Origin of the sequence: Roseivivax sp. THAF197b, from assembly GCF_009363255.1 — a bacterium.
Lineage (GTDB): Bacteria > Pseudomonadota > Alphaproteobacteria > Rhodobacterales > Rhodobacteraceae > Roseivivax.
On record NZ_CP045318.1, the window covers coordinates 2,302,217 to 2,323,500 of the forward strand.

General features: G+C 64.6%; 20 protein-coding genes. 7 read left to right on the forward strand and 13 right to left on the reverse strand.

Annotated elements, in window-relative coordinates:
* Window positions 1-478 precede the first annotated feature (478 nt).
* Both scpA and FIV09_RS11250 read right to left on the reverse strand, forming a co-directional pair.
* Complete coding sequence (gene scpA / locus FIV09_RS11245; RefSeq protein ID WP_152450033.1) at window positions 479-2,608, reverse strand: methylmalonyl-CoA mutase; 2,130 nt, start codon at window positions 2,606-2,608, stop codon at window positions 479-481.
* Window positions 2,571-3,491 (reverse strand): hypothetical protein, encoded by a 921-nt coding sequence (locus FIV09_RS11250; protein WP_152450034.1) that lies wholly within the window; start codon window positions 3,489-3,491, stop codon window positions 2,571-2,573. The genes scpA and FIV09_RS11250 overlap by 38 nt, the downstream gene beginning before the upstream one ends.
* A gap of 140 nt (window positions 3,492-3,631) precedes the next feature.
* Between FIV09_RS11250 and FIV09_RS11255 the strand changes: the two genes are divergently transcribed.
* Entirely contained in the window at window positions 3,632-4,099 is a 468-nt protein-coding gene (locus FIV09_RS11255) for a DUF4174 domain-containing protein (protein WP_152450035.1), read from the forward strand.
* 57 nt (window positions 4,100-4,156) lie between these two features.
* On the opposite strand, the gene FIV09_RS11260 is transcribed toward FIV09_RS11255, so the two are convergent.
* The 6 genes from FIV09_RS11260 to FIV09_RS11280 form a co-directional block, all read right to left on the reverse strand.
* A complete protein-coding gene (locus FIV09_RS11260) occupies window positions 4,157-6,157 on the reverse strand; it encodes an acetyl/propionyl/methylcrotonyl-CoA carboxylase subunit alpha (protein WP_152450036.1) in 2,001 nt (666 codons plus the stop codon).
* A 138-nt stretch (window positions 6,158-6,295) separates the two neighbouring features.
* Window positions 6,296-6,499: a hypothetical protein gene (locus FIV09_RS11265; RefSeq protein WP_152450037.1), complete on the reverse strand. Its 204-nt coding sequence runs from the start codon at window positions 6,497-6,499 to the stop codon at window positions 6,296-6,298.
* Between the two features lie 355 nt (window positions 6,500-6,854).
* Entirely contained in the window at window positions 6,855-7,214 is a 360-nt protein-coding gene (locus tag FIV09_RS11270; protein ID WP_152450038.1) for a hypothetical protein, read from the reverse strand.
* 108 nt (window positions 7,215-7,322) lie between these two features.
* A complete protein-coding gene (locus tag FIV09_RS20410; protein ID WP_172975693.1) occupies window positions 7,323-7,469 on the reverse strand; it encodes a hypothetical protein in 147 nt (48 codons plus the stop codon).
* A 214-nt stretch (window positions 7,470-7,683) separates the two neighbouring features.
* On the reverse strand, window positions 7,684-8,028 hold the full coding sequence (locus FIV09_RS11275) for a DUF6497 family protein (protein ID WP_152450039.1): 345 nt from the start codon (window positions 8,026-8,028) through the stop codon (window positions 7,684-7,686).
* 363 nt (window positions 8,029-8,391) lie between these two features.
* On the reverse strand, window positions 8,392-9,924 hold the full coding sequence (locus FIV09_RS11280; protein ID WP_152450040.1) for an acyl-CoA carboxylase subunit beta: 1,533 nt from the start codon (window positions 9,922-9,924) through the stop codon (window positions 8,392-8,394).
* A gap of 224 nt (window positions 9,925-10,148) precedes the next feature.
* Between FIV09_RS11280 and FIV09_RS11285 the strand changes: the two genes are divergently transcribed.
* Both FIV09_RS11285 and FIV09_RS11290 read left to right on the forward strand, forming a co-directional pair.
* Window positions 10,149-11,375, forward strand: coding sequence for a multidrug effflux MFS transporter (locus tag FIV09_RS11285; protein WP_152450041.1), 1,227 nt, complete (start codon window positions 10,149-10,151; stop codon window positions 11,373-11,375).
* Between the two features lie 46 nt (window positions 11,376-11,421).
* The gene (locus FIV09_RS11290; RefSeq protein WP_152450042.1) at window positions 11,422-12,819 is read left to right on the forward strand and encodes a short-chain fatty acyl-CoA regulator family protein; all 1,398 of its coding nucleotides are present in this window, start codon (window positions 11,422-11,424) and stop codon (window positions 12,817-12,819) included.
* Between the two features lie 111 nt (window positions 12,820-12,930).
* Here the strand turns inward: FIV09_RS11290 and FIV09_RS11295 are convergent, their stop codons facing one another.
* The 4 genes from FIV09_RS11295 to gatC are packed head-to-tail and all read right to left on the reverse strand — an operon-like array spanning window position 12,931 to window position 16,094.
* Window positions 12,931-13,626, reverse strand: coding sequence for an N-acetylmuramoyl-L-alanine amidase (locus FIV09_RS11295; RefSeq protein ID WP_152450043.1), 696 nt, complete (start codon window positions 13,624-13,626; stop codon window positions 12,931-12,933).
* The gene (locus FIV09_RS11300) at window positions 13,590-14,288 is read right to left on the reverse strand and encodes a hypothetical protein (RefSeq protein ID WP_152450044.1); all 699 of its coding nucleotides are present in this window, start codon (window positions 14,286-14,288) and stop codon (window positions 13,590-13,592) included. Before FIV09_RS11300 ends, FIV09_RS11295 begins: the two co-directional genes overlap by 37 nt.
* A gap of 37 nt (window positions 14,289-14,325) precedes the next feature.
* Window positions 14,326-15,807: an Asp-tRNA(Asn)/Glu-tRNA(Gln) amidotransferase subunit GatA gene (gene gatA / locus FIV09_RS11305; RefSeq protein WP_152450045.1), complete on the reverse strand. Its 1,482-nt coding sequence runs from the start codon at window positions 15,805-15,807 to the stop codon at window positions 14,326-14,328.
* A complete protein-coding gene (gatC, locus tag FIV09_RS11310; RefSeq protein ID WP_152450046.1) occupies window positions 15,807-16,094 on the reverse strand; it encodes an Asp-tRNA(Asn)/Glu-tRNA(Gln) amidotransferase subunit GatC in 288 nt (95 codons plus the stop codon). The genes gatA and gatC overlap by 1 nt, the downstream gene beginning before the upstream one ends.
* A gap of 361 nt (window positions 16,095-16,455) precedes the next feature.
* On the opposite strand from gatC, the gene FIV09_RS11315 reads away from it, so the two are divergent.
* Together FIV09_RS11315 and FIV09_RS11320 are read left to right on the forward strand one after the other, a co-directional pair.
* Window positions 16,456-17,145, forward strand: a complete 690-nt coding sequence (locus FIV09_RS11315; protein WP_152450047.1) for a metal-dependent hydrolase — start codon at window positions 16,456-16,458, stop codon at window positions 17,143-17,145.
* 92 nt (window positions 17,146-17,237) lie between these two features.
* Entirely contained in the window at window positions 17,238-18,242 is a 1,005-nt protein-coding gene (locus FIV09_RS11320) for a hypothetical protein (protein WP_152450048.1), read from the forward strand.
* A gap of 4 nt (window positions 18,243-18,246) precedes the next feature.
* Here FIV09_RS11320 and FIV09_RS11325 read toward each other — a convergent pair whose 3' ends face one another.
* Window positions 18,247-18,543, reverse strand: a complete 297-nt coding sequence (locus FIV09_RS11325) for an antibiotic biosynthesis monooxygenase (protein ID WP_152450049.1) — start codon at window positions 18,541-18,543, stop codon at window positions 18,247-18,249.
* A gap of 169 nt (window positions 18,544-18,712) precedes the next feature.
* Here FIV09_RS11325 and FIV09_RS11330 point away from each other — a divergent pair, with 169 nt between their 5' ends.
* Window positions 18,713-20,005, forward strand: a complete 1,293-nt coding sequence (locus FIV09_RS11330) for an O-acetylhomoserine aminocarboxypropyltransferase/cysteine synthase family protein (protein ID WP_152450050.1) — start codon at window positions 18,713-18,715, stop codon at window positions 20,003-20,005.
* A 160-nt stretch (window positions 20,006-20,165) separates the two neighbouring features.
* Window positions 20,166-21,224: a cytochrome c family protein gene (locus FIV09_RS11335; protein WP_152450051.1), complete on the forward strand. Its 1,059-nt coding sequence runs from the start codon at window positions 20,166-20,168 to the stop codon at window positions 21,222-21,224.
* Window positions 21,225-21,284: the final 60 nt, after the last annotated feature.

Here is a 21,284-nt window from a genome sequence, read left to right on the forward strand (position 1 = left end):
GTCCAATGAAGCTTTGCTTCACCGGACGGATGAGAGGGCGCTGCCCTCTCTTGGCCGCAAGCGGCCAATTCACTCCCGGCGGTTTTCGGGAAAGGTGAAGCTGTCTTGGCGGATCCCCCCTCCGCGGCTGCGCCCGGCCCTGCCTTGGGGATCCCCAGGCAGGCAAAACGCGCCTAAGCTGTTCATCCCGCCTTAACCAATTTGCGCGAGGCTCGGGATACATGGCAGGGGGGCGCCCCGCGCCATGCGAAAGGTGAAGCCCCGCGCCACCCTCGAGACGGCGTTGAACCCGGTGGAACGGACGGTGCGGGGTGGACCGGCAGATCGGCGCGACTTGTTTCGGCGCTGAGGACCTCGAACGTAACGCAAGCGCGGCGATGATCCCGACAGCGCTACCCTTGCGCTTCACCTTTCCCAAAAACGCTCTTTTGGCGACCGACCGTCACAGGCGTGACGGTCGCTTGATCGATGTTCGCCCTCAGGCGCGCGCTTCGCGGATGAGGCGCAGGATATCCTGCGCGGCCTCGGGAATGTTGGTCCCCGGCCCGAAGATCGCCTTCACCCCCGCTTTCTTCAGGAAGTCGTAATCCTGCTGCGGGATCACGCCGCCACAGATCACGAGGATCTCGCCCGCGCCTTCGGCCTTCAGCGCCTCGATCAGCTGGGGCGCGAGCGTCTTGTGGCCCGCGGCCTGGGACGAGATGCCGATGACGTGCACATCGTTGTCGATGGCGTCCTGCGCGGCCTCCTCGGGCGTCTGGAACAGGGGCCCCACATCCACGTCGAAGCCGATATCGGCGAAGGCCGTGGCGATCACCTTGGCGCCGCGGTCATGGCCGTCCTGGCCCATCTTCACGACCAGCATGCGCGGGCGACGGCCTTCTGTTTCCGCGAAATCCTCCACCGATTTCTGGATCGCGGCGAAGCCCTCGTCGCCCTCATAGGCCGCGCCATAGACACCGGCCAGCGTCTTCACCTCGGCGCGATGGCGTCCGAACACCTTTTCCATGGCCATCGAGATCTCCCCTACGCTGGCGCGTGCGCGCGCCGCCTCAACCGCGGCTTCCAGAAGGTTGCCACCCTCTTGAGCGCGGCGTTCCAGTTCCGACAGGGCGGCGTCGCAGGCCGCCTGATCGCGGTTGGCGCGGATCCGCTCCAGCGCGGCGACCTGGCCGTCGCGGACCTTGGCATTGTCGATATCGAGGATGTCGAGATCGTCTTCCTTCGCGAGCCGGTACTTGTTCACGCCGACGATCACGTCCTCGCCCCGGTCGATCTTGGCCTGACGCTGGGCGGCGGCCTCCTCGATCCGCAGTTTGGGCATGCCCGACTCCACGGCCTTGGTCATGCCGCCCATCTCGTCCACCTCCTCGATCATGGCCCAGGCGGCCTCCGCCAGGTCATGGGTCAGTTTCTCGACGTAGTAAGAGCCCGCCAGCGGATCAACGACATTGGTCACGCCCGTCTCTTCTTGCAGGATCAGCTGGGTGTTCCGCGCGATCCGGGCCGAGAAATCGGTGGGCAGCGCGATCGCCTCGTCAAGCGCGTTGGTGTGCAGCGACTGCGTGCCGCCCAGGACCGCCGACATCGCCTCGTAAGCGGTGCGGATGACGTTGTTGTAAGGGTCCTGTTCGGCAAGGCTGACGCCGCTCGTCTGGCAATGGGTGCGCAGCATCTTCGAGCGCGGGTTCTGCGCGCCGAGATCGGTCATGATCCGGTGCCAGAGCATGCGCGCCGCGCGCAGTTTCGCGGCTTCCATGAAGAAGTTCTTGCCGATGGCGAAGAAGAACGAAAGCCGACCCGCGAACTTGTCGATATCCATGCCACGATCCACCGCGGCCTTCACGTATTCCTTGCCATCGGCCAGCGTGAAGGCGAGCTCTTGGACGAGGTTCGCGCCGGCCTCCTGCATGTGATAGCCCGAGATCGAAATCGAGTTGAACTTCGGCATCTCGGCAGAGGTATATTCGATGATATCCGCGATGATCCGCATCGAAGGCTCGGGCGGATAGATATAGGTGTTGCGGACCATGAACTCCTTCAGGATGTCGTTCTGGATCGTGCCCGACAGGAGCGATTTGTCATGGCCCTGCTCCTCGCCGGTGGCGATGAAGCTGGCGAGCACCGGGATCACCGCACCGTTCATGGTCATCGACACGGACACCTGATCGAGCGGGATACCATCGAAGAGCACCTTCATGTCCTCGACCGAGTCGATGGCGACGCCCGCCTTGCCTACATCCCCCACGACGCGGGGGTGGTCGCTGTCGTAGCCGCGATGGGTGGCCAGATCGAAGGCGACGGAGACGCCCTGTTGGCCTGCATCGAGCGCGCGGCGATAGAAGCGATTGCTCTCCTCCGCCGTGGAGAAGCCCGCATATTGCCGGATGGTCCAGGGACGGCCCGCATACATCGTGGCCTTCACGCCCCGGGTGAACGGCTCCAGCCCCGGCATGGTGCCCATATGGGGCAGGTCCTTCACATCCTCCTCGGTGTAGAGGGGCTTGATGTCGATGCCTTCGAGCGTGTTCCAGGTCAGGCTGTCGAGGCTTTTTCCCTTAAGCTCCTTCTCAGCCAGCGCCCGCCAATCGTTGGTGGTCGGTTTCATCGGTCGGTCCTCTTGCTTGCGCCGCAGGCCGCCCGGTCTTCGCCGGATCGGCCCTGTCGGGCGCGTCCTCGTAGCGCGCGAGGCCCCCGGCCCCGGCACGCAGCCAGTAGATATCGTCCTGATAGGTCTCGCGCAGCGCCGCGGCCTGATCGGACAGGAAAGGCATCCAGCGCCCGGGCCCCGCGCCCAATGCAATGGCAGGCTCGCCGCGATCTTCCAGAACCTGCCGCAACGCGGGCAAATCCGGAGACATGTTGACCCAGGGCCGAAGGATATTGCGCGGCACCCGGCTCAGGCCCGTCATCTCCGCCAGAAGCCGGTCGGGCTGATCCGCGAAGCGTTCGAACGGGGTGACGGTGATCGAGGTTTCCGGCAGTGCCGAGGCCACATCCTCTATCACGCCGCGCCAGCCGCGCGCATGACGCGTCATCACCGCCAGACCATCTGGCCGGGGCAGCGGCATCCCCCGCGGTAGACAGAACGCCATGGACGAGGCCCAATAGAGATCCAGCGCCCGGATCTGCAGATGCGCCCGCGCCACCGGCCCGAAGGCCGCGCGAAACCGCGCCAGACGTTCGCCGATATCGGGATAAAGATCGGCCTGCGCGATATTCCGACGCACATTGCCGATCATGTTCTCGTCCGAGATCACCAGTCGCGCGACACCGTGCCGCGCCGCGCCATTGAGGGCCAGTTGCACGCGGCCCCGGTCGCGATCCCGCGCCTCGCGCGTGCCGACGCGGTGAAAGAGCCCCTTCCGCGTCCGCCCCGGCCCCCAAAAGCCGGTCCCGCCCGCCGCCAGCGCATCGCTCACGCTGCGCATATAGCGCTGAAAGCTCGTCGAGGCGGTGCGATGCGCCCCGAGATGCAGGATGATGTCCATGTTGCGCGCCCGTCCTTGCGTTGCCGATCGGGCGGCACAATAGGGCCACAGGCGTTATCTCCTGATTAATTGCCGATTTTTTGAACGCCCGCGGCAATGCATCCTTAGAAATGCGCGGCGTTCCGCATATATCTGACAACATGAACAGATTATTCACGACGCTCGCCCTGATCGCGGCGCTGCCCGCGCTGACTGCCCTTCCGGCCCATGCCGCCGACGGCGCGGAGACCGAACCGCCCGGCCTGATCCAGAGTGCCGAGGGACGCACGCTTGACGAGTTTCTCTGGCTGAAGCGCCCGCTTGTCGTGTTCGCCGACAACGCCGCCGATCCGCGATACGTCCAGCAGATGCAGTTCATCACCGACCGGATGGATGCACTCGAGGATCGGGACGTGATCGTGCTGACCGACACGGACCCCGCGGCACGCGGTGCGATCCGGACCGAATTGCGCCCACGCGGCTTTATGATGGTGCTGATTGCCAAGGATGGCACCCGGGTGCTGCGCAAACCGTTTCCTTGGGATGTGCGCGAGCTCTCGCGCTCCATCGACAAGCTGCCCGCGCGGCAGCAGGAAATCCGCGACCGGACAGGCACGCCCGACAGGTAGACCCGCGCGGGCGGGCCCACGCGGTCTTGCGGATATGCGGCCTGCGCGGTCATCGGATCACTCGAACTCCATGATCACGTCATCCACGGCGAGGCTGTCGCCGGGACCGGCATTGACCTTAGAGACCACGCCCTTGCGTTCGGCGCGCAGGATGTTCTCCATCTTCATCGCCTCGACGGTGCAGAGCGCCTGCCCCTCCTGCACCTCGTCACCCTCGGAGACGTTCACCTTCACGATGAGGCCCGGCATCGGGCAAAGCAGCATCTTGGAGGTATCAGGGGCTTCCTTCTCGGGCATGAGGCGCGCGAGTTCGGCCTGACGCGGCGTGCGCACATGCACTTTCATATCCGCGCCGCGCGTGCGGATGCGGAACCCGCCCGAGATCTTGCCCACCTTCATCACCAGGGGCGCGCCATCCACATCCATGCGCGCAAGCTGGTCGCCCGGCGTCCAGTCGCCCGTGATCCGGTGTTCGGTCCCGTCGGGGAAGCGCACCGTTGCACCTTGCGGGTCGGCCGCGATTGTCAGATCGAAATCAACGCCTTGCAGCGCGACGTTCCAGTTGTCGCCGACCTTACGCTCATGGTTGTCGAGCGTGCCGGAGATGCGCGCCCGGCGGATCTCGGCGACCCGGTTCATCGCGGCGGCAGCCGCCGCGACCCGGCGTTGTTCGGCGTCACTCAGGCTCACGCCCTCGAAACCGCCGGGATATTCCTCCTCGATGAAGGCGGTGGTCATGTCGCCGGAGACGAATTTGGGATGATCCATCACCGCTGCCACGAAGGGCAGGTTATGGCCGATCCCCTCCACCTCGAAACTGTCGAGCGCATTGCGCATCGTCTCGATCGCGGTCGCGCGGTCCGGCCCCCAGGTGCAGAGCTTGGCGATCATCGGGTCGTAATACATCGAGATTTCGCCGCCCTCGAAGACGCCGGTGTCGTTGCGCACGATCCCGTCACCCAACGGACCTTCAGCGGGCGGGCGGTAGCGGGTCAGACGCCCGATCGACGGCAGGAAGCCGCGATAGGGATCCTCGGCGTAAAGGCGGTTTTCGATGGCCCAGCCATTGATGCCGATATCGGATTGCTTCAGCGTCAGTGCCTCGCCATTCGCCACGCGGATCATCTGCTCCACCAGGTCGATGCCGGTGATCAGCTCGGTCACGGGATGTTCCACCTGCAGGCGGGTGTTCATCTCGAGGAAGTAGAAGTTCTTGTCGCCATCGACGATGAATTCGACCGTGCCTGCGGAGGTGTAGCCCACCGCCTGGGCCAGCGCGCAGGATTGCTCGCCCATGGCTTTGCGCGTCGCTTCGTCGAGGAAGGGCGACGGCGCCTCTTCCACGACCTTCTGGTTGCGCCGCTGGATCGAGCATTCGCGTTCATTGAGATAGAGGCAATTGCCATGGGCATCCGCCAGCACCTGGATCTCGATATGGCGTGGCTGGGTGACGAATTTTTCGATGAAGATGCGGTCGTCGCCGAAGCTGTTCGCGGCCTCGTTCTTGGACGACTGGAAGCCCTCGCGCGCCTCCTCGTCGGTCCAGGCGATGCGCATGCCCTTGCCGCCGCCGCCTGCCGAGGCCTTGATCATCACCGGGTAGCCGATCTCGTTGGAGATCTTCACCGCTTCCTCGGCATCCTCGATCAGGCCCATATAGCCGGGCACGGTACTCACCCCCGCCTCCTGGGCGATCTTCTTGGAGGTGATCTTGTCGCCCATCGCCTCGATGGCCTTTTTGGGCGGGCCGATGAACGCGACACCCGCGGCCTCGAGCGCCTCGGCGAATTTCGGGTTCTCCGACAAGAAGCCATACCCCGGATGCACGGCCTCGGCGCCGGTCTGGCGGATGGCCTCCATGATCTTGTCGATCACGATGTAGGATTGGTTGGCCTGCGGCGGGCCGATATGGACCGCCTCGTCCGCCATCTCCACGTGCAACGCGTTCTTGTCCGCATCGGAATAGACGGCGACCGTCTGGATGCCCATGGCCCGCGCGGTTTTGATGACCCGGCAGGCAATTTCCCCGCGATTGGCGATCAGGATCTTCTTGAACATGGCTGTCCCTTTCAGCTGCCCGTGCGAAGCAAGGCCTCGCCGGGATATGTCCCACGAAAAAGACCACCCGGGCGATGTGCCCGGATGGTCTTGAAAGTCGTCTGCGTCGGGATGCGCGTGGCATCCCGGGATGTCAGATCAGCAGCGCTCCGGATAGGTCCGGCAATACGCGATGTTGCCTGCCGCGCCGACCACGGCGCCGGTCGTGACATCGCCATCCACGGCTGCCGACGTGCCTGCGCCAACGGCGCCACCGATGAGTGCCTGTTCGCCAAGCGTGTCACCGCATGCGGCAAGACCTGTAAGCGCAAGGACGGCGGTGATTTTTGCAAGATTACGCATTCTGTATGCTCCCTCTGAGACAGATTTTTTCTATACGACAGAGTAACACACGCGTCGTCGGCGGAGTTCCACCGAAAAACGTCAAAGCGCCGCACGTGGGCGGTTTCCAGCGCAGCCATACAACCGGAGCGTGTCCTGCGGAAGAAAAAACCGGGCGGCCAGTTCGGGGATGGACTGAACCGCCCGGCAGGGGAAGGGTAACGGTGATATGAAAGCGTGCAAGAACGCCTCACCGGGTGCGACCCCTTAGGGGACATGTGTACGCTGCCACGGAGAATCACGTCTGAAAAGCGCCGAAAATCCCGTGCGCGGAAATCGGCTCGTTCCCGCCAAAATTGTATGGCGATCGGCATATTCATGCCCAGAGATCCCCATCGATGGCCTCGGGGAAGGCCGCACGGGCGGCGCGCTCGTCGATGATGAGGCGCGCTTCGTAATCCTTTGGGTCGAACGGATCGTCGAGCGGCAGCACTTCGCGCCCGAAAAGCCATGAAAGGCGCCCCGCATCGAGATTGCCGCGCTCGAAGGGTTCGGTCCCGAAATGGTCCCAAAGGGCCGCCATGAACCACAGATCCGCGCGCTTGTCGGGCGGACGCCGGTCGGCGAACCGTTCGCGACGGATGATCGGCGTGGCGCCCTTGGGGTTGGCGCGGCGCAGGGTGAACTGGAAATCGGTGCCGGGAAGACGCCCCGGGAAGCCGCGATGCTTGATCATCGTCCCGCCTCCGTCTCTGCGAATGTCAAAGCACCCGTTGGAACGAAGCGGCCCGGAATGCAGGCGGCGGGGTTGGGGGCGGCCTCGAAAGCCCGCCCCCGAACGTACTTACTTGTACTTGCCGGTGTAGACGGGCTCGGTCGAAATCGGCTCCGGCTCGACAATGATGAACTCTTCTTCGGTCGACTGCTGACCGCATGCGGCCAGCGTGGTGACGAAGCCGAAGAGGGCGAGAAGCTTGATGCTCTTGGACATTTCTGTCTCCTGTTTCCGGTGTACGGGCGTAACGCTGCCTCAGCCATCGGCCCGTGTTTAGTCTTGGTTCTGGTTACTTGGAGGCAACCGCGGGCGAGAATAGCCGAATTGCTGACGCAAATACACGGCGGTTGGCGATCCTCCGCCACTTGTGGTCGGAAAGCCGCAAAACCCGGCGCAAGGCCCTGAGGACAAACAAGATATTGTGCGGCCATCAGAAAGCCTCCCACATGCAGCGATCATCTTCGACGCGGTAGGCCTCGAAGACTTGCAGAATATCCGGGCGTGCGGTTCCGAACTCGGTTGCTGTGGCACCGATGGAGATGACGATCCGGCCAGGGTCGGGAAATTCGACGGGGATCGCGGGCAAGGCCACCTCGTCGCAAAGGTAATCCATATCGGCGGCCAACACGTCGAGATCGGGCGCGACGGTGCCAAGATCCTCCGAGACAAAACGGAAGCGGGCCAGCGCCCCCTGCCCGTCTCGCGCCTCGATGCGCAATTCCTGGAAATCGGCCACAAGGCCCGAGGGCAGCGCAATCGGGTCTTCCAAGGCCATGGCCGGAGATGCGGCAGCCGCAAGCAGGGCGAACGCACCCAGTATTGTCCGGTTGTCACGATGGATGGATAGGTGGCAGCCCCGACCCCGTTTCCGGGCTCCTCCCGCCGAGGCTGCCGAATGGCGGGACGAACCCGCATCCTGTACGCCCGCGGGACAGATCGCCACTTGGGCGTCCTGTCGAAACCCCGGATCGCAATCGTTCTGCCGAGGCTTTGGGCGTTTGCCGGGAGACTGACCAATGCAGGTCGGCACATCAAGCCCGATTTTTCGGCGTTTTCCGTGATAGGCGGTCATAAAGCTCTCAAAACCCCGGAATCGTGGCAAAAATCCGCGCAAATGCGCGACGTGCGGCGAATCGGCCTACAGCGGAATATTGTCGTGCTTCTTCCACGGGTTCTGCAGCTTCTTGCCCCTGAGTGACGCAAAGGCCCGGCTGACCCGGCGGCGCGTGGAATGCGGCTGGATCACCTCGTCGATGAACCCCCGCTCGGCGGCGACGAAGGGATTGGCGAACCGGTCCTCGTAGCTCGCGGTATGGGCCGCGATCTTCTCCGCATCGCCCAGATCCGCGCGGTGGATGATCTCGGTGGCGCCCTTGGCGCCCATCACCGCGATCTCGGCGGTGGGCCAGGCATAGTTGAAATCGCCGCGCAGATGCTTGGAGGCCATCACGTCATAGGCGCCGCCATAGGCCTTGCGGGTGATGACCGTGACCTTCGGCACCGTCGCCTCCCCATAGGCAAAGAGCAGTTTCGCGCCGTGCTTGATGACGCCGCCCAGCTCCTGCCCCGTGCCCGGCAGGAAGCCCGGCACGTCGACGAAGGTCAGGATCGGGATTTCGAAGGCATCGCAGAACCGCACGAAGCGCGCCGCCTTGCGCGAGCTGTCGATATCAAGACAGCCCGCCAGGACCATCGGCTGGTTGGCGACGACGCCCACGGTCTGCCCCTCGAGACGGATGAACCCGGTGATGATGTTCTTCGCGAAATCCTCCTGGATCTCGTAGAAATCGGCCTCGTCCGCGACTTTCAGGATCAGCTCCTTCATGTCGTAGGGGGTGTTCGCATTCTCGGGCACCAGCGTGTCGAGCGAGGTCTCGATGCGGCCCGGCTCGTCGAAGAAGGGACGGACGGGCGGCTTTTCGCGATTGTTGAGCGGCAGGTAATCGACCAGACGCCGCACTTCGGCGAGCGCCTCGACATCGTTCTCGAAGGCGCCGTCCGCGACCGAGGATTTCTTGGTATGGGTGGAAGCGCCGCCCAGCTCTTCGGCGGTGACGACCTCGTTGGTGACGGTCTTCACCACGTCGGGGCCGGTGACGAACATGTATGAGCTATCCTTCACCATGAAGATGAAGTCGGTCATGGCAGGCGAATAGACCGCCCCGCCCGCACACGGCCCCATGATGACGCTGATCTGCGGGATGACACCCGAGGCCATGATGTTGCGCTGAAACACCTCGGCATAGCCCGCGAGCGAGGCCACGCCCTCCTGGATGCGCGCGCCGCCCGAATCGTTGAGCCCGATCACGGGCGCGCCGTTCTGCATCGCCATGTCCATGATCTTGCAGATCTTCTGGGCGTGCGTTTCCGAGAGCGAGCCGCCAAAGACGGTGAAATCCTGGCTGAAGACATAGACCATACGGCCGTTGATCGTGCCCCAGCCGGTGATGACGCCATCACCATAGGGGCGCTGCTTCTCCATGCCGAAATCGGTGCAGCGATGGGCGACGAACATGTCGAATTCCTCAAACGAGCCCTCGTCGAGCAGAAGCTCGATGCGCTCGCGCGCGGTCAGCTTGCCCTTGGCATGCTGCGCATCGATGCGCTTTTCGCCGCCGCCGAGACGCGCCTCTGCGCGCCGATGCTCGAGTTCCTGAAGGATGTCTTTCATCGCCCGCTCCCATGTCCGGTTGGTTTGCTTTGCCAAAAGGCGGCGCGTGCGACAAGGAAAATACCGCAAATTTGCAAATATTGGAAAACGGACGATGCGCTAATTGCAATTCAGCAAAGTGACTGGCGTTAAGAACGTCCGACCAGTCCCGGTTTTTGCAAGGACGCTTTTCCAGCCCCTTGGCGCGATGGACTTCGGAGCGTGCCTTGCCTAAATCGCAAGGGATGGACCACCACAAACCCGTCCGGTTTCTCGACCGCAGCACGCCTCCTCATATCGCGACGCTGATCCTGCTTGCGGGCATCTCCGCGCTGGCCATGAACATTTTCCTGCCCAGCCTGCCGCAGATGACAGAGTTTTTCGATACCGAATACCGCCTCATCCAGCTGTCGGTCGCGGTCTATCTCGCCGTGAATGCCGTGTTGCAGATCCTTGTCGGCCCGATCTCGGACAAGATCGGACGGCGGCCCGTCATCCTGGGCGGCATCGCGATCTTCTGCCTCGCAACCTTGGGCTGCGTGCTCTCCACCAATATCTGGGTCTTCCTGAGTTTCCGCATGATACAGGCGGCCATCGTGACCGCCATGGTGCTCAGCCGCGCGGTCGTCCGGGACATGGTGCCGCAAGACCAGGCGGCCTCGATGATCGGCTATGTGACCATGGGCATGGCCGTGGTGCCGATGATCGGCCCCGCAATCGGCGGCGTTCTGGATCAGGTCTTCGGCTGGCAGGCCAATTTCTGGCTGCTGCTGATCCTCGGCCTTGCCCTCTTCTGGCTGTCCTGGCGGGATCTGGGCGAGACCTCGCGCCCCTCCGGCCTGACGCTGCTCCAGCAATTCCGCGAATATCCCGAGCTCTTTCGCTCGCCCCGTTTTTGGGGATACGCGCTGGCCGCGGGCATGTCGTCGGGGGCGTTCTTCTCCTATCTCGGTGGCGCGCCCTTCGTGGGCTCCGAGGTGTTCGGCCTCACGCCCGCCGAACTAGGCCTCTATTTCGGCGCGCCTGCGGTGGGGTATTTCCTGGGAAATTTCGCGTCGGGCCGGTTCAGCCAGGATGTGGGTGTGAACCGCATGGTCCTGATGGGGGCGATGATCAACGGTCTCGGCATCGCGGCCTCGATGCTGGTCTTCGCGCTGGGATATGGATCGGCCCTCTCGTTCTTCGGCTTCATGTGTTTCGTGGGCCTGGGCAATGGCATGACGATCCCCAACGCCACGGCAGGCGCGCTGTCGGTGCGCCCGCATCTGGCGGGCACCGCCTCGGGGCTTTCGGGGGCGATCATGATCGGGCTCGGCGCGGCCCTGTCGGCGCTTGCGGGAGCGCTTCTGCAACCCGGCACGGGGGCCTGGCCGCTTCTTTGGCTGCAGATGGGAACCGCCTGTCTTGGCGTGCTGTCGATCCTGGTGGTGATCCGGCGCGAGCGGCAAATCAACCGGCTGGACCCGGCCTGATCTTTTTGCAAACTGACGCCAGTGCATTTGCAAAGGCGACAGGTCCATGGCCCAACAGAAACTCTATGCAGGCGCGAAATTGCGCGAGCTGCGTCAGCGGCTGAGCCTGACCCAGAAGGATTTCGCTGCCAAGCTGGGCGTGTCGCTGCCCTATCTCAATCAGATGGAGAACAACAATCGCCCCGTCTCCTCGACGGTGATGCTGGCGCTGGCGCAGGAATTCGGCTTCGACGTGACCGAGTTGGGCCAGGGCGATGCCGAGCGGTTGATCACCGACATGCGCGAGGCGCTGGCCGATCCGGTCTTCACCGACGCGGCCCCGCTGGCGGATTTGCGGCTGACGGCGTCGAACGCGCCATCCTTCGCGCGCGCCTTTCTGGAATTGCACCGCGCCTACCGGCAGACCCATGAACGGCTGGCCTCCCTCGACGAGGCCTTGGGACGCGAAGGCGCGCAGCTTGCGCCCTCGCCTTGGGAAGAGGTGCGGGATTTCTTCCACTATTGCGACAATTACATCGATGCGGTGGACCGCGCGGCGGAGCACGCATCGAAATTGCTGCAAGCGGGGGAGGATCCGCGCCGCGCCCTCGTGCAGCATTTCGCGGGCCTCGGGATCGAGACGCGGTTCCTGCGCGAGACCACGCTCAGGGATTACGATCCCGCCTTGCGGCGGCTCAGCATCTCGGCGCTGGTGCCGCCGGAGACGCAGACCTTCCAGTTGCTGCTTCAGGTCGCGCTGATCCAGCATGACAAGCTTCTGGAGGCCACGCTCGATCTCGCGCGATTTCAATCGGAGAGCGCGCGGGCGATCGCGAAGATCGGGCTGGCCAATTACTTCGCAGGCGCTGCCCTCATGCCCTATCGGGCATTCCTCGCAGCGGCCCAAGAGGTCCGGCACGACCTGGAGCTTCTATCCGCGCGGTTTCATGCGTCCGTGGAGCAGGTCGCGCACAGGCTGTCGACCCTGCAGCGCCCGGGCGCCAAGGGCATCCCGTTCTTCTTCGTGCGCGTGGACCAGGCGGGCACCATCACCAAGCGCCACTCGGCCACACGGCTGCAATTCGCGCGTTTCGGCGGGGCGTGCCCCCTGTGGAACGTGCATCGCGCCTTCGAGACGCCGGGGCGGTTCTTGCGGCAGCTGGCGGAGACGCCCGACGGCGTACGGTATATCAGTCTTGCGCGGGACGTCTCGAAGCCGGGCGGGCATTTCGGCGCGCCGGTGCGGCGCTACGCCATCGCGCTGGGATGCGAAGTGGCGCATGCGGGCGCGCTCGTTTATGCGGACGGGCTCGATGTGAACCGCGCCGAGGCCTTCGAGCCGATCGGGATTTCCTGCCGGATCTGTGAGCGGAAGATGTGTCATCAACGCTCGGTCCCGCCGCTGGAGCGGTCCCTGTCCATCGCGCCGGATCATCGCGGCGTGCTGCCCTACGAGGTGGAGTGAGCCTTTGCGAGCCCTGATCTGATCCGATGCCCCTGGCATCGGATCCGCTGGAGGCTCTGCCTCCAGACCTCCGGAGGTATTTATCGTCCGGTCGTAACAGGGCGTGGCGCGTCAGGGAGCGGCGGGCCAGGTCGCCGCAAGGCCTGCCATGATGGCGCGGTCGTGATCTGAAAGCGGGCCGGTCGCGCCGGGACGGAAACGGGCGCGAAAAGCGGCGAGGAGCGCGTCCTCCTGGCCCGCGTTCCAGTGATAGCCGAAGCGCGCGGCGTCTTGGTGGAAATCGCCCGGATCGGCCGGGTCGGGCCAGATCGAGAGGCCCCGCCGTGCCAGCCGTCGCCAATCGAAGCGGGAGCCGGGATCGATCTTGCGGCCCAAGGCCATGTCCGAATGGCCAATGACCGCTTCGGGTGCGATGTCCCAGCGCGTCATGATCCCGGGCAGGAGCGCTTCGAGCGCGGTCATCTGCGGCTCCGCGAAGGGCTGCGCGCCGGTATTGGCAAGCTCGATGCCGATGGAGCGGGAGTTCATGTCCGAAATGCCGCGCCAGCAGCCGGCCCCCGCATGCCAGGCGCGCGCCGTCTCGTCGACCATCTGCCAGACGCGCCCGTCTTCGGCGATGAGATAATGCGCCGAGACCTCCGCCTCGGGCAGGCAGAGGCGCTTCAGCGCGGCCTCGGCGCTTTGCATGGCGGTATAATGCAAGACCACATGGTCGGGCCGGGCGCCATCGCGCCGGGGCCCGTGATTGGGTGAAGCGTGCTGTTCGGGGATCAGCCGCGCACCGAACGGAAGACCGCCGGGTTCCACCGGCAGGCAAAGCCGTCACCATCGGCATCGAGGCCTTCGCGATCACGCTCGGGCCCGCCGGCGGCAAGGAATGCCTCCTGCGCCAGATCGTCGGAGGCAAAGCGGCGGCAATTGCGCTGCTCCTTCTCCTTGGAGCTGAAGGCCCCGCGACGGTAAAGCGGCTGACCCACCGCATTGGTGGTCTGCAACGCATAGGCCACGATATTCGGCCCTTCATTACCTTCCCGCTGCGGCACCGCGCCGGGTTGGACGACCTGGTATTGCGCGCGGTTCTGCGCGATCAGCGCCGCATCCTGTTCGATGGAGCGTTCGCCCGAAACGGCGTCGAAATCCTGCTCGCCGGAGATGCCGGCCGCGTTGGAGACCACTTGCGGCGAGGGGTTCGAGGGCGAGGCCTCGAGCGGCGTCTGGCCGGAATTCGTCTCCGAGCCGAGTGCGCGTGCGGCCATTTCGGCCACGTCATCGCCGCCGCCGGTTTCAGTGCCTTGCGCGGGCGGCTGGATATTGGTGCGGCCCTGCAGCTGCGCATCGACCGCGGCGCGCTGATTGGCGTCGTAATTGTCGTAATTGTCAAAGCCCACGCCCGCGCCGCTATCGGGGATGGACGGGCTGCAGGCCGCGAGGGCGGCCAGAGCCGCGGGAATCAGGATCAGGTTGCGCATGGTTTCGCGTCGCTCCTCTCGGGGAATGGCCCGGGCCTTACCACCATTTCTCGGGCTTGCCCACGGAGCCTGCCGCCGCTTCCAGCGCATAGGCGGTATTGAGCAGATCGCCCTCTTCCCAGGGCCGTCCGATCAGCTGCAGGCCCAGCGGCAAACCCTTGGCATCCTTGCCCGCAGGCACGGATATACCCGGAAGTCCCGCAAGGTTCACGGTCACGGTGAACACATCATTGAGATACATCGCGACCGGATCGGCATCGTCGGCCTGGCCCAGCGGGAAGGCCGCCGACGGCGTCGCGGGCGTCAGGATGGCATCGACGCCTTGCGCGAAGACCTCCTCGAAGTCGCGCTTGATCAGGGTCCGGACCTTGCGCGCGCGATTGTAATAGGCGTCATAGAAGCCCGCGGACAGCACGTAGGTGCCGACCATCACGCGGCGCTGCACCTCGGGACCGAAGCCTTCGGCGCGGGTCTTTTCGTACATCTCGGTGATGCCGTCGCCCTGGGCGAGCTTCGCGCGATGGCCAAACCGCACGCCATCGTAACGCGCGAGGTTCGACGACGCCTCCGCAGGCGCGATCACGTAATAGGTGGGCAGCGCGTACTTGGTGTGCGGCAGCGAGATATCGACGATCTTCGCGCCCGCATCCTCCAGCATCTTGCGGCCCTCGGCCCAAAGCGCTTCGATCTCGTCGGGCATCCCGTCCATGCGGTATTCGCGCGGGATACCGATGGTCTTGCCGCGGATATCGCCGGTCAGCATCGCCTCGAAATCCGGCACGGCCAGATCGGCGGAGGTGGAATCCTTGGGGTCATGCCCGCACATCGCCTCGAGCATGATGGCGCAGTCGCGCACATCCTTTGCCATCGGGCCCGCCTGATCGAGCGAGGAGGCAAAGGCCACGATCCCCCAACGCGAGCAGCGCCCGTAGGTGGGCTTCAGCCCGGTGATGCCGGTGAAGGCCGCGGGCTGGCGGATCGAGCCGCCCGTATCGGTGCCCGTGGCGCCGAGGCAGAGATCGGCCGCGACCGCCGCCGCCGATCCGCCCGAGGAGCCGCCGGGCGTCAGGTCCTGGCCGTCCACGCGCCAGGGGTTCACCGCATTGCCATAGACCGAGGTCTCGTTCGAAGAGCCCATGGCGAACTCGTCCATGTTGAGCTTGCCCAGCATGACCGCGCCCGCATCGAAGAGCTTGCCGCTCACGGTCGATTCGTATTCCGGCTTGAAGCCTTCGAGGATGCGGCTCGCCGCCTGGGAAGGCACGCTCCTGGTGCAGAAGAGATCCTTGATACCCAGCGGAATGCCGGTGAGCTTGTCGGCCTCGCCCGCCTTGATGCGCTGATCGGCGGCAGACGCCATCTCGCGCGCCAGATCCGGCGTCTTGTGCACGAAGGCCCCCAGCGCATCCGCGCCGTCGATGGCCGACAGGCAGGCCTCGGTCAGCTCCGCACTCGTCACGTCGCCCTTGGCCATCGCGTCGCGCGCGCCCGCAATCGTCATTTTCGTCAGCTCGGACATTATTCCACCACCTTCGGGACCGCGAAAAAGCCTTCGCGCGCATCGGGCGCGTTCGACAGGACCTTGGCCTGTTGATTGCCATCCGTTACCGCATCCTCGCGCCGCTTGAGGCGCATCGGCTCGACAGAAACCATCGGCTCGACCCCCTCGACATCCACTTCCGAGAGCTGCTCGATGAAGCCGAGGATCGTGTTGAATTCCTGCGCCAATTCGGGAAGCCGCGCCGCATCCACCTGGATCCGGGCAAGCTTGGCCACATGGGCGGCGGTCTTTTCGTCGATCGACATGGGCGACGACCTCTTTGCTATGCGGAATGTTGCTGTGCGTTTATCGCCCGCACCGCCGCCCCGCAAGCCGCCCTCAAGATCAAATGCGCGGCTTTCTCCCAAGGGGTCGCGCAACCGCCCCATGACGCGACTTGTTTGCCCGGCAGCGGCCCCCGCAGCAGGGGCCCGCGCCACCTACCCATCGCAGCCCCTGCCCGTGCTTCACCTTTCCCGAAAACGTCGGAGAGCACGAGAGGCCGGCCTCTCGTCCGGGGCGGACGGGGCTCAATGCCCCGGCCGGTCCGGGCTCCATGCCCCCCTCGTCACAGGGCGCAGACACGCTATGCTTCGCAGCAATCCACGCGACCAAGAGGAGACTCCCATGAAAATCACCTTCCTCGGCCATGCGTCCTTCCGCATCGAGGCCGCAGATGCCGTCATCCTGCTCGATCCCTGGCTCGCCGGGAACCCGGCTTTCCCCGATGACCAGCGCGCGGCGGCCCTCGAAGGCGCCACGCATATCCTGCTGACGCATGCGCATTTCGATCACGCCGACGAGGTCATGGATATCGCTCGCGACACCGGCGCGCCGGTCGTGGCCATTGCCGATCTGGCCGGATATCTCGGCAGCCAAGGCCTCGAGACCATGGGCTTCAACAAGGGCGGGACGGTCGATCTTGCGGGCGTCAAGGTCACGATGGTCCATGCCACCCATTCCTCGACCTTCAATACCGAGGCCGGTCCGGTCGCGACGGGCTCCGAATGCGGCTACATGATCGAAGCGGACGGGCACACGGTCTATGTCTCGGGCGATACGGACGTGATGGCTGACATGAAGGTCTTCAACGATCTGCACGCGCCCGACACGGGCATCCTTTGCGCGGGCGGGCATTTCACCATGGACATGAAACGCGCGGCTTATGCGGCCAAGACCTTCTTCAACTTCAAGACGGTCATTCCCTGCCATTACAAGACCTTCCCCGCGCTGGAGCAATCGGCGGACGCGCTGAAGGCGGGCCTTCCGGGCGTGAACGTGATCGAGCCCGAGGTGATGACGCCCATCACGCTCTGATCGGCCACAGCGGGCGGCCAATTGCAAAACCGGCTCTTTGCCGCCCGCGCCATCCCGGCTAGTGTGCCGCCAAAACGGCAAGAGCAGTCGAGATGGCACGCAGGAAAGCCCCGCCCAGCCGGGTCAATCTTCTGATCGTTGGACAGGAAGGGCGGCTCGGCTATGAGGCCGCGCTCTTTGCGCTGTCGCTCAATGCCCACACCACGGGCGACCGGTTCCGCCTTTATATCGCGGAGCCGCAGCCCGGCCCCCTCTGGCATCACGACCCGCGCATCCAGTCGCCCGAGCTGCGCGCGCTGCTGGAGGATCAGGGCGCGACCTTCCTGCCTTTCGAGAGCCGCCATTTCGGCCATGCCTATCCTTACGGCAACAAGATCGAGGCGCTGTTCGCCCTGCCCGAAAAGGAGCCGTTCCTCTTCTTCGACACCGACACGCTTATCACCGGCGATCTGTCGGAGGTGCCGATCGATTACGCCAAGCCGACGGCGTCCATGAAGCGCGAAGGCACCTGGCCCGAGATCGAGCTTTACGGGCCGGGCTACAGCGCCATCTGGAAAAGCCTCTACGACCGCTTCGGCCTCGATTTCGACAGCTCGCTCGATCTCAGCCAGCCCGACGAGTATTGGCAGCGCTATCTCTATTTCAATGCGGGTTTCTTCTACTACAAGGCCGCCCGCCCCTTCGCCGAACGGTTCCTAGATTACGCCCTGACGATACGCGACGACCCGCCCGCCGAGCTCATCTGCCAGAGCCTCGATCCCTGGCTCGATCAGGTGGCCCTGCCGCTTGTGATCCACGGGCTTGGCGGCGGGCGCGACGCGCTGGAGCCCGGATGGCTCGATGGGCGGACGACCTGCCATTACCGCATGCTCCCCATGCTCTATGCGCGTGAAGATCAAAGCGTGATCGACACGCTGGAGGCGATCACCGCCCCCAACAAGGTCAAGAAGGTGCTCAAGGAATACGAGCCCATCAAGCGCATGATCTACCAGGGCCGCGGCGCCAAGGTCCGCGCGCTCTTCGATCAGAACGACCTGCCCCGCAAGGAACAGGCCATCCGCAACAAGATCAAACGCAACGGCTTCTGGATGCGCTGACGCGTCAGACCTGCACCAGGTCGTAATGGCGGATCATCCTGTGCTCCACCAACTCGGCCTCGGCCGGGTCGATATGCGGACTGTTGGTGTCATCCCCGACGAAATCCCGAAGCGCGTCCAGATCGCGCCAGATCATCACGAAGCAGAAATTCCGCGGGGTATCCGCGCGGGCCGCCCCGGGCAGGATTTCGACCAGACCGTCGGTTGATTTCATCAGGGGGATGGCCGTGTCGCGGAAGAAGCGTTCAAAGGCCGCTTCCTTGCCGGGCCGGATCTGAACCTGGAATACTCGCATGATCATGGGACGCCCTCCGAATGGGATAGTTCCCGGCTGTGCAGACCGCCTCAATCACTCTTCATACTACCACATAAGGACGGCGATGCCGCGCCAATCCCGCATCGTGGCTCTTTCCTCCCCCTGTACGATCTCCTAGCGTGCGCCTCGGAGAGGGAAATTGGAGACCCATGACATGACCGATCAACCGCAATACGGCTTCGACACGCTGCTGATCCACGCGGGCGCCCGGCCCGACCCGGCCACCGGCGCGCGCCAGACGCCGATCTACCAGACCACGGCTTACGTCTTCCGCGACGCCGATCACGCCGCCGCACTCTTCAACCTTCAGGAGGTGGGCTTCATCTATTCCCGCCTCACGAACCCCACGGTGGCGGTTTTGCAGGAGAAGATGGCGATGCTTGAAGGCGGCGTGGGCGCCGTCTGCTGCTCGTCGGGGCACGCGGCGCAGATCATGGCGCTTTTCCCGCTGATGGGTCCGGGCAAGAACATCGTCGTCTCGACACGGCTTTACGGCGGCTCGGTCACGCAGTTCAGCCAGACCATCAAGCGCTTCGGCTGGTCGGCGAAATTCGTCGATTTCAACGACATGGACGCCGTTGCGGCGGCCATCGACGACGACACGCGCGCGGTCTTCTGCGAGAGCATCGCCAATCCCGGCGGCTACATCACCGATCTCGATGCCGCCGCCAAGGTCGCGGACGCGGCGGGCCTGCCGCTCATCGTCGATAACACCTCCGCCACGCCCTATCTCTGCCGTCCGATCGAGCATGGCGCGACGCTGGTCGTGCATTCCATGACCAAGTTCCTGACCGGCAACGGCACGGTCACGGGCGGCGTCGTGGTCGATTCGGGCAAGTTCGACTGGTCGGCCTCGGACAAGTTCCCGTCTCTGTCAGAGCCCGAGCCCGCCTATCACGGCCTGAAGTTCCACGAGACCTTCGGCAACCTCGCCTTCACCTTCCACGGCATCGCCGTGGGCTTGCGCGATCTCGGGATGACGCTGAACCCGCAGGCCGCGCATTACACGCTGATGGGCATCGAGACACTCAGCCTGCGCATGAAAAAGCATGTGGAAAACGCCGAGGCCGTAGCGGGCTGGCTTGAAAACCACGACGCCGTCGAGGCCGTGACCTATGCGGGCCTGCCCTCCTCGCCCTATTACGACCGGGTGCCGCGGATCTGTCCCAAGGGGGCGGGCGGGCTTTTCACTGTGACACTGAAAGGCGGCTACGAAGCCTGCAAGACCTTCGTCGACAGTCTTGAGCTCTTCAGCCATGTCGCCAATCTCGGCGATACCCGCAGCCTCGTGATCCATTCGGCCTCCACCACGCACCGTCAGCTGACCGAAGAGCAGCAGGTCGCAGCCGGGGCGGCCCCGAATGTCGTGCGGATCTCCATCGGGATCGAGGATGCGGAGGATCTGATCGCGGATCTCGATCAGGCCTTGGCCCGCGCGGGCAGCTAAAAGCAGCGCTGCGGCGCGGGGGACCGTGCCGCAGCGTCTCCCATCGAATCCTCCGGCACGGCTGGCGGAGATCGGCCTGCATCTTGAAGGTTGCGCCTCAAACCTTTCCAACGCGCCGGATTGCTCCATCTCCTTCGTAGGACAGTAAGGAGATCACCCCATGTTCAAAGATAAGGATCCGTTCGACCAGGCCATCCTGGGCGGGATTGCCGTCTTCGGCGGCGGCCTCGTGCTTCTGGCAGCCTGGCACGCGCTTGTCGTGCCCGACCCGCAGACCGCGGACGCACCCGCCGAAATGAGCGCACCGGAAAAGCCTGCGGAGACCGCAGACGCACCCGCCGAGGAAGACGCGCCCGCGGAGATGGCTGAGGGCACGGAGACGGAAACCCCGGACGAGACCGCCGAAGCGCCTGCCGAGGAAGAGGCTCCAGAGGAAACCGCAGAAGCCCCCGCCGAGGAAGAGGCCTCCGAGGACACCGCAGAAGCCCCTGCCGAGGAAGAGACCTCCGAGGACACCGCTGAAGCCCCCGCCGAGGAAGAGACCTCCGAGGAAACTGCAGAAGCCCCCGCCGAGGAAGAGGCCTCCGAGGACACCGCTGAAGCCCCCGCCGAGGAAGAGGCCTCCGAGGACACCGCAGAAGCCCCCGCCGAGGAAGAGACCTCCGAGGACACCGCCGAGGAAGAGACCTCCGAGGAGACTGCAGAAGCCCCCGCCGAGGAAGAGGCCTCCGAGGACACCGCTGAAGCCCCCGCCGAGGAAGAGACCTCCGAGGACACCGCTGAAGCCCCCGCCGAGGAAGAGACCTCCGAGGACACCGCCGAAGCCCCCGCCGAAGAAGAAGCCACCGAGGAAACCGCCTCCGCCGAGGGCGATGCAGCCTGGCCCGAAGCACAGATGGCCTATCTCGATGGGGATGCCGATGCCGGCAGCCGCGTCTGGAACCAATGCCGCGCGTGCCACGTGGCCGAGCAGGAACAGAACCGCGTCGGCCCGCATCTCGTGGGCATTGTCGGGCGCGATATCGCCTCGATCGACGGCTTCCGCTACTCCTCCGCCTTGCAGGAGTTGCAGGGCAATCAATGGACGCCCGAGGAGCTCGACGCTTGGCTTCTCAATCCGCGCGAATACGCGTCCGGCACCTCGATGAGCTATCCCGGCGTGAAGGATGACGGCGACCGCGCCAACCTTCTGGCCTATCTCTACTCCCTGCAGAACTGAGCGCCGCGCACTTCACGCAGACCAGACACGTAAAAAGCGCCCCCGATTTCGGGGGCGCTT

Coding starts and splice junctions, on each gene's coding strand:
- scpA (WP_152450033.1), bottom strand. CDS start 2,608: ATGAAACCGACCACCAACGATTGGCGGGCGCTGGCTGAGAAGGAGCTT.
- FIV09_RS11250 (WP_152450034.1), bottom strand. CDS start 3,491: ATGGACATCATCCTGCATCTCGGGGCGCATCGCACCGCCTCGACGAGC.
- FIV09_RS11255 (WP_152450035.1), top strand. CDS start 3,632: ATGAACAGATTATTCACGACGCTCGCCCTGATCGCGGCGCTGCCCGCG.
- FIV09_RS11260 (WP_152450036.1), bottom strand. CDS start 6,157: ATGTTCAAGAAGATCCTGATCGCCAATCGCGGGGAAATTGCCTGCCGG.
- FIV09_RS11265 (WP_152450037.1), bottom strand. CDS start 6,499: ATGCGTAATCTTGCAAAAATCACCGCCGTCCTTGCGCTTACAGGTCTT.
- FIV09_RS11270 (WP_152450038.1), bottom strand. CDS start 7,214: ATGATCAAGCATCGCGGCTTCCCGGGGCGTCTTCCCGGCACCGATTTC.
- FIV09_RS20410 (WP_172975693.1), bottom strand. CDS start 7,469: ATGTCCAAGAGCATCAAGCTTCTCGCCCTCTTCGGCTTCGTCACCACG.
- FIV09_RS11275 (WP_152450039.1), bottom strand. CDS start 8,028: ATGGCCTTGGAAGACCCGATTGCGCTGCCCTCGGGCCTTGTGGCCGAT.
- FIV09_RS11280 (WP_152450040.1), bottom strand. CDS start 9,924: ATGAAAGACATCCTTCAGGAACTCGAGCATCGGCGCGCAGAGGCGCGT.
- FIV09_RS11285 (WP_152450041.1), top strand. CDS start 10,149: ATGGACCACCACAAACCCGTCCGGTTTCTCGACCGCAGCACGCCTCCT.
- FIV09_RS11290 (WP_152450042.1), top strand. CDS start 11,422: ATGGCCCAACAGAAACTCTATGCAGGCGCGAAATTGCGCGAGCTGCGT.
- FIV09_RS11300 (WP_152450044.1), bottom strand. CDS start 14,288: ATGCGCAACCTGATCCTGATTCCCGCGGCTCTGGCCGCCCTCGCGGCC.
- gatA (WP_152450045.1), bottom strand. CDS start 15,807: ATGTCCGAGCTGACGAAAATGACGATTGCGGGCGCGCGCGACGCGATG.
- gatC (WP_152450046.1), bottom strand. CDS start 16,094: ATGTCGATCGACGAAAAGACCGCCGCCCATGTGGCCAAGCTTGCCCGG.
- FIV09_RS11315 (WP_152450047.1), top strand. CDS start 16,456: ATGAAAATCACCTTCCTCGGCCATGCGTCCTTCCGCATCGAGGCCGCA.
- FIV09_RS11320 (WP_152450048.1), top strand. CDS start 17,238: ATGGCACGCAGGAAAGCCCCGCCCAGCCGGGTCAATCTTCTGATCGTT.
- FIV09_RS11325 (WP_152450049.1), bottom strand. CDS start 18,543: ATGATCATGCGAGTATTCCAGGTTCAGATCCGGCCCGGCAAGGAAGCG.
- FIV09_RS11330 (WP_152450050.1), top strand. CDS start 18,713: ATGACCGATCAACCGCAATACGGCTTCGACACGCTGCTGATCCACGCG.
- FIV09_RS11335 (WP_152450051.1), top strand. CDS start 20,166: ATGTTCAAAGATAAGGATCCGTTCGACCAGGCCATCCTGGGCGGGATT.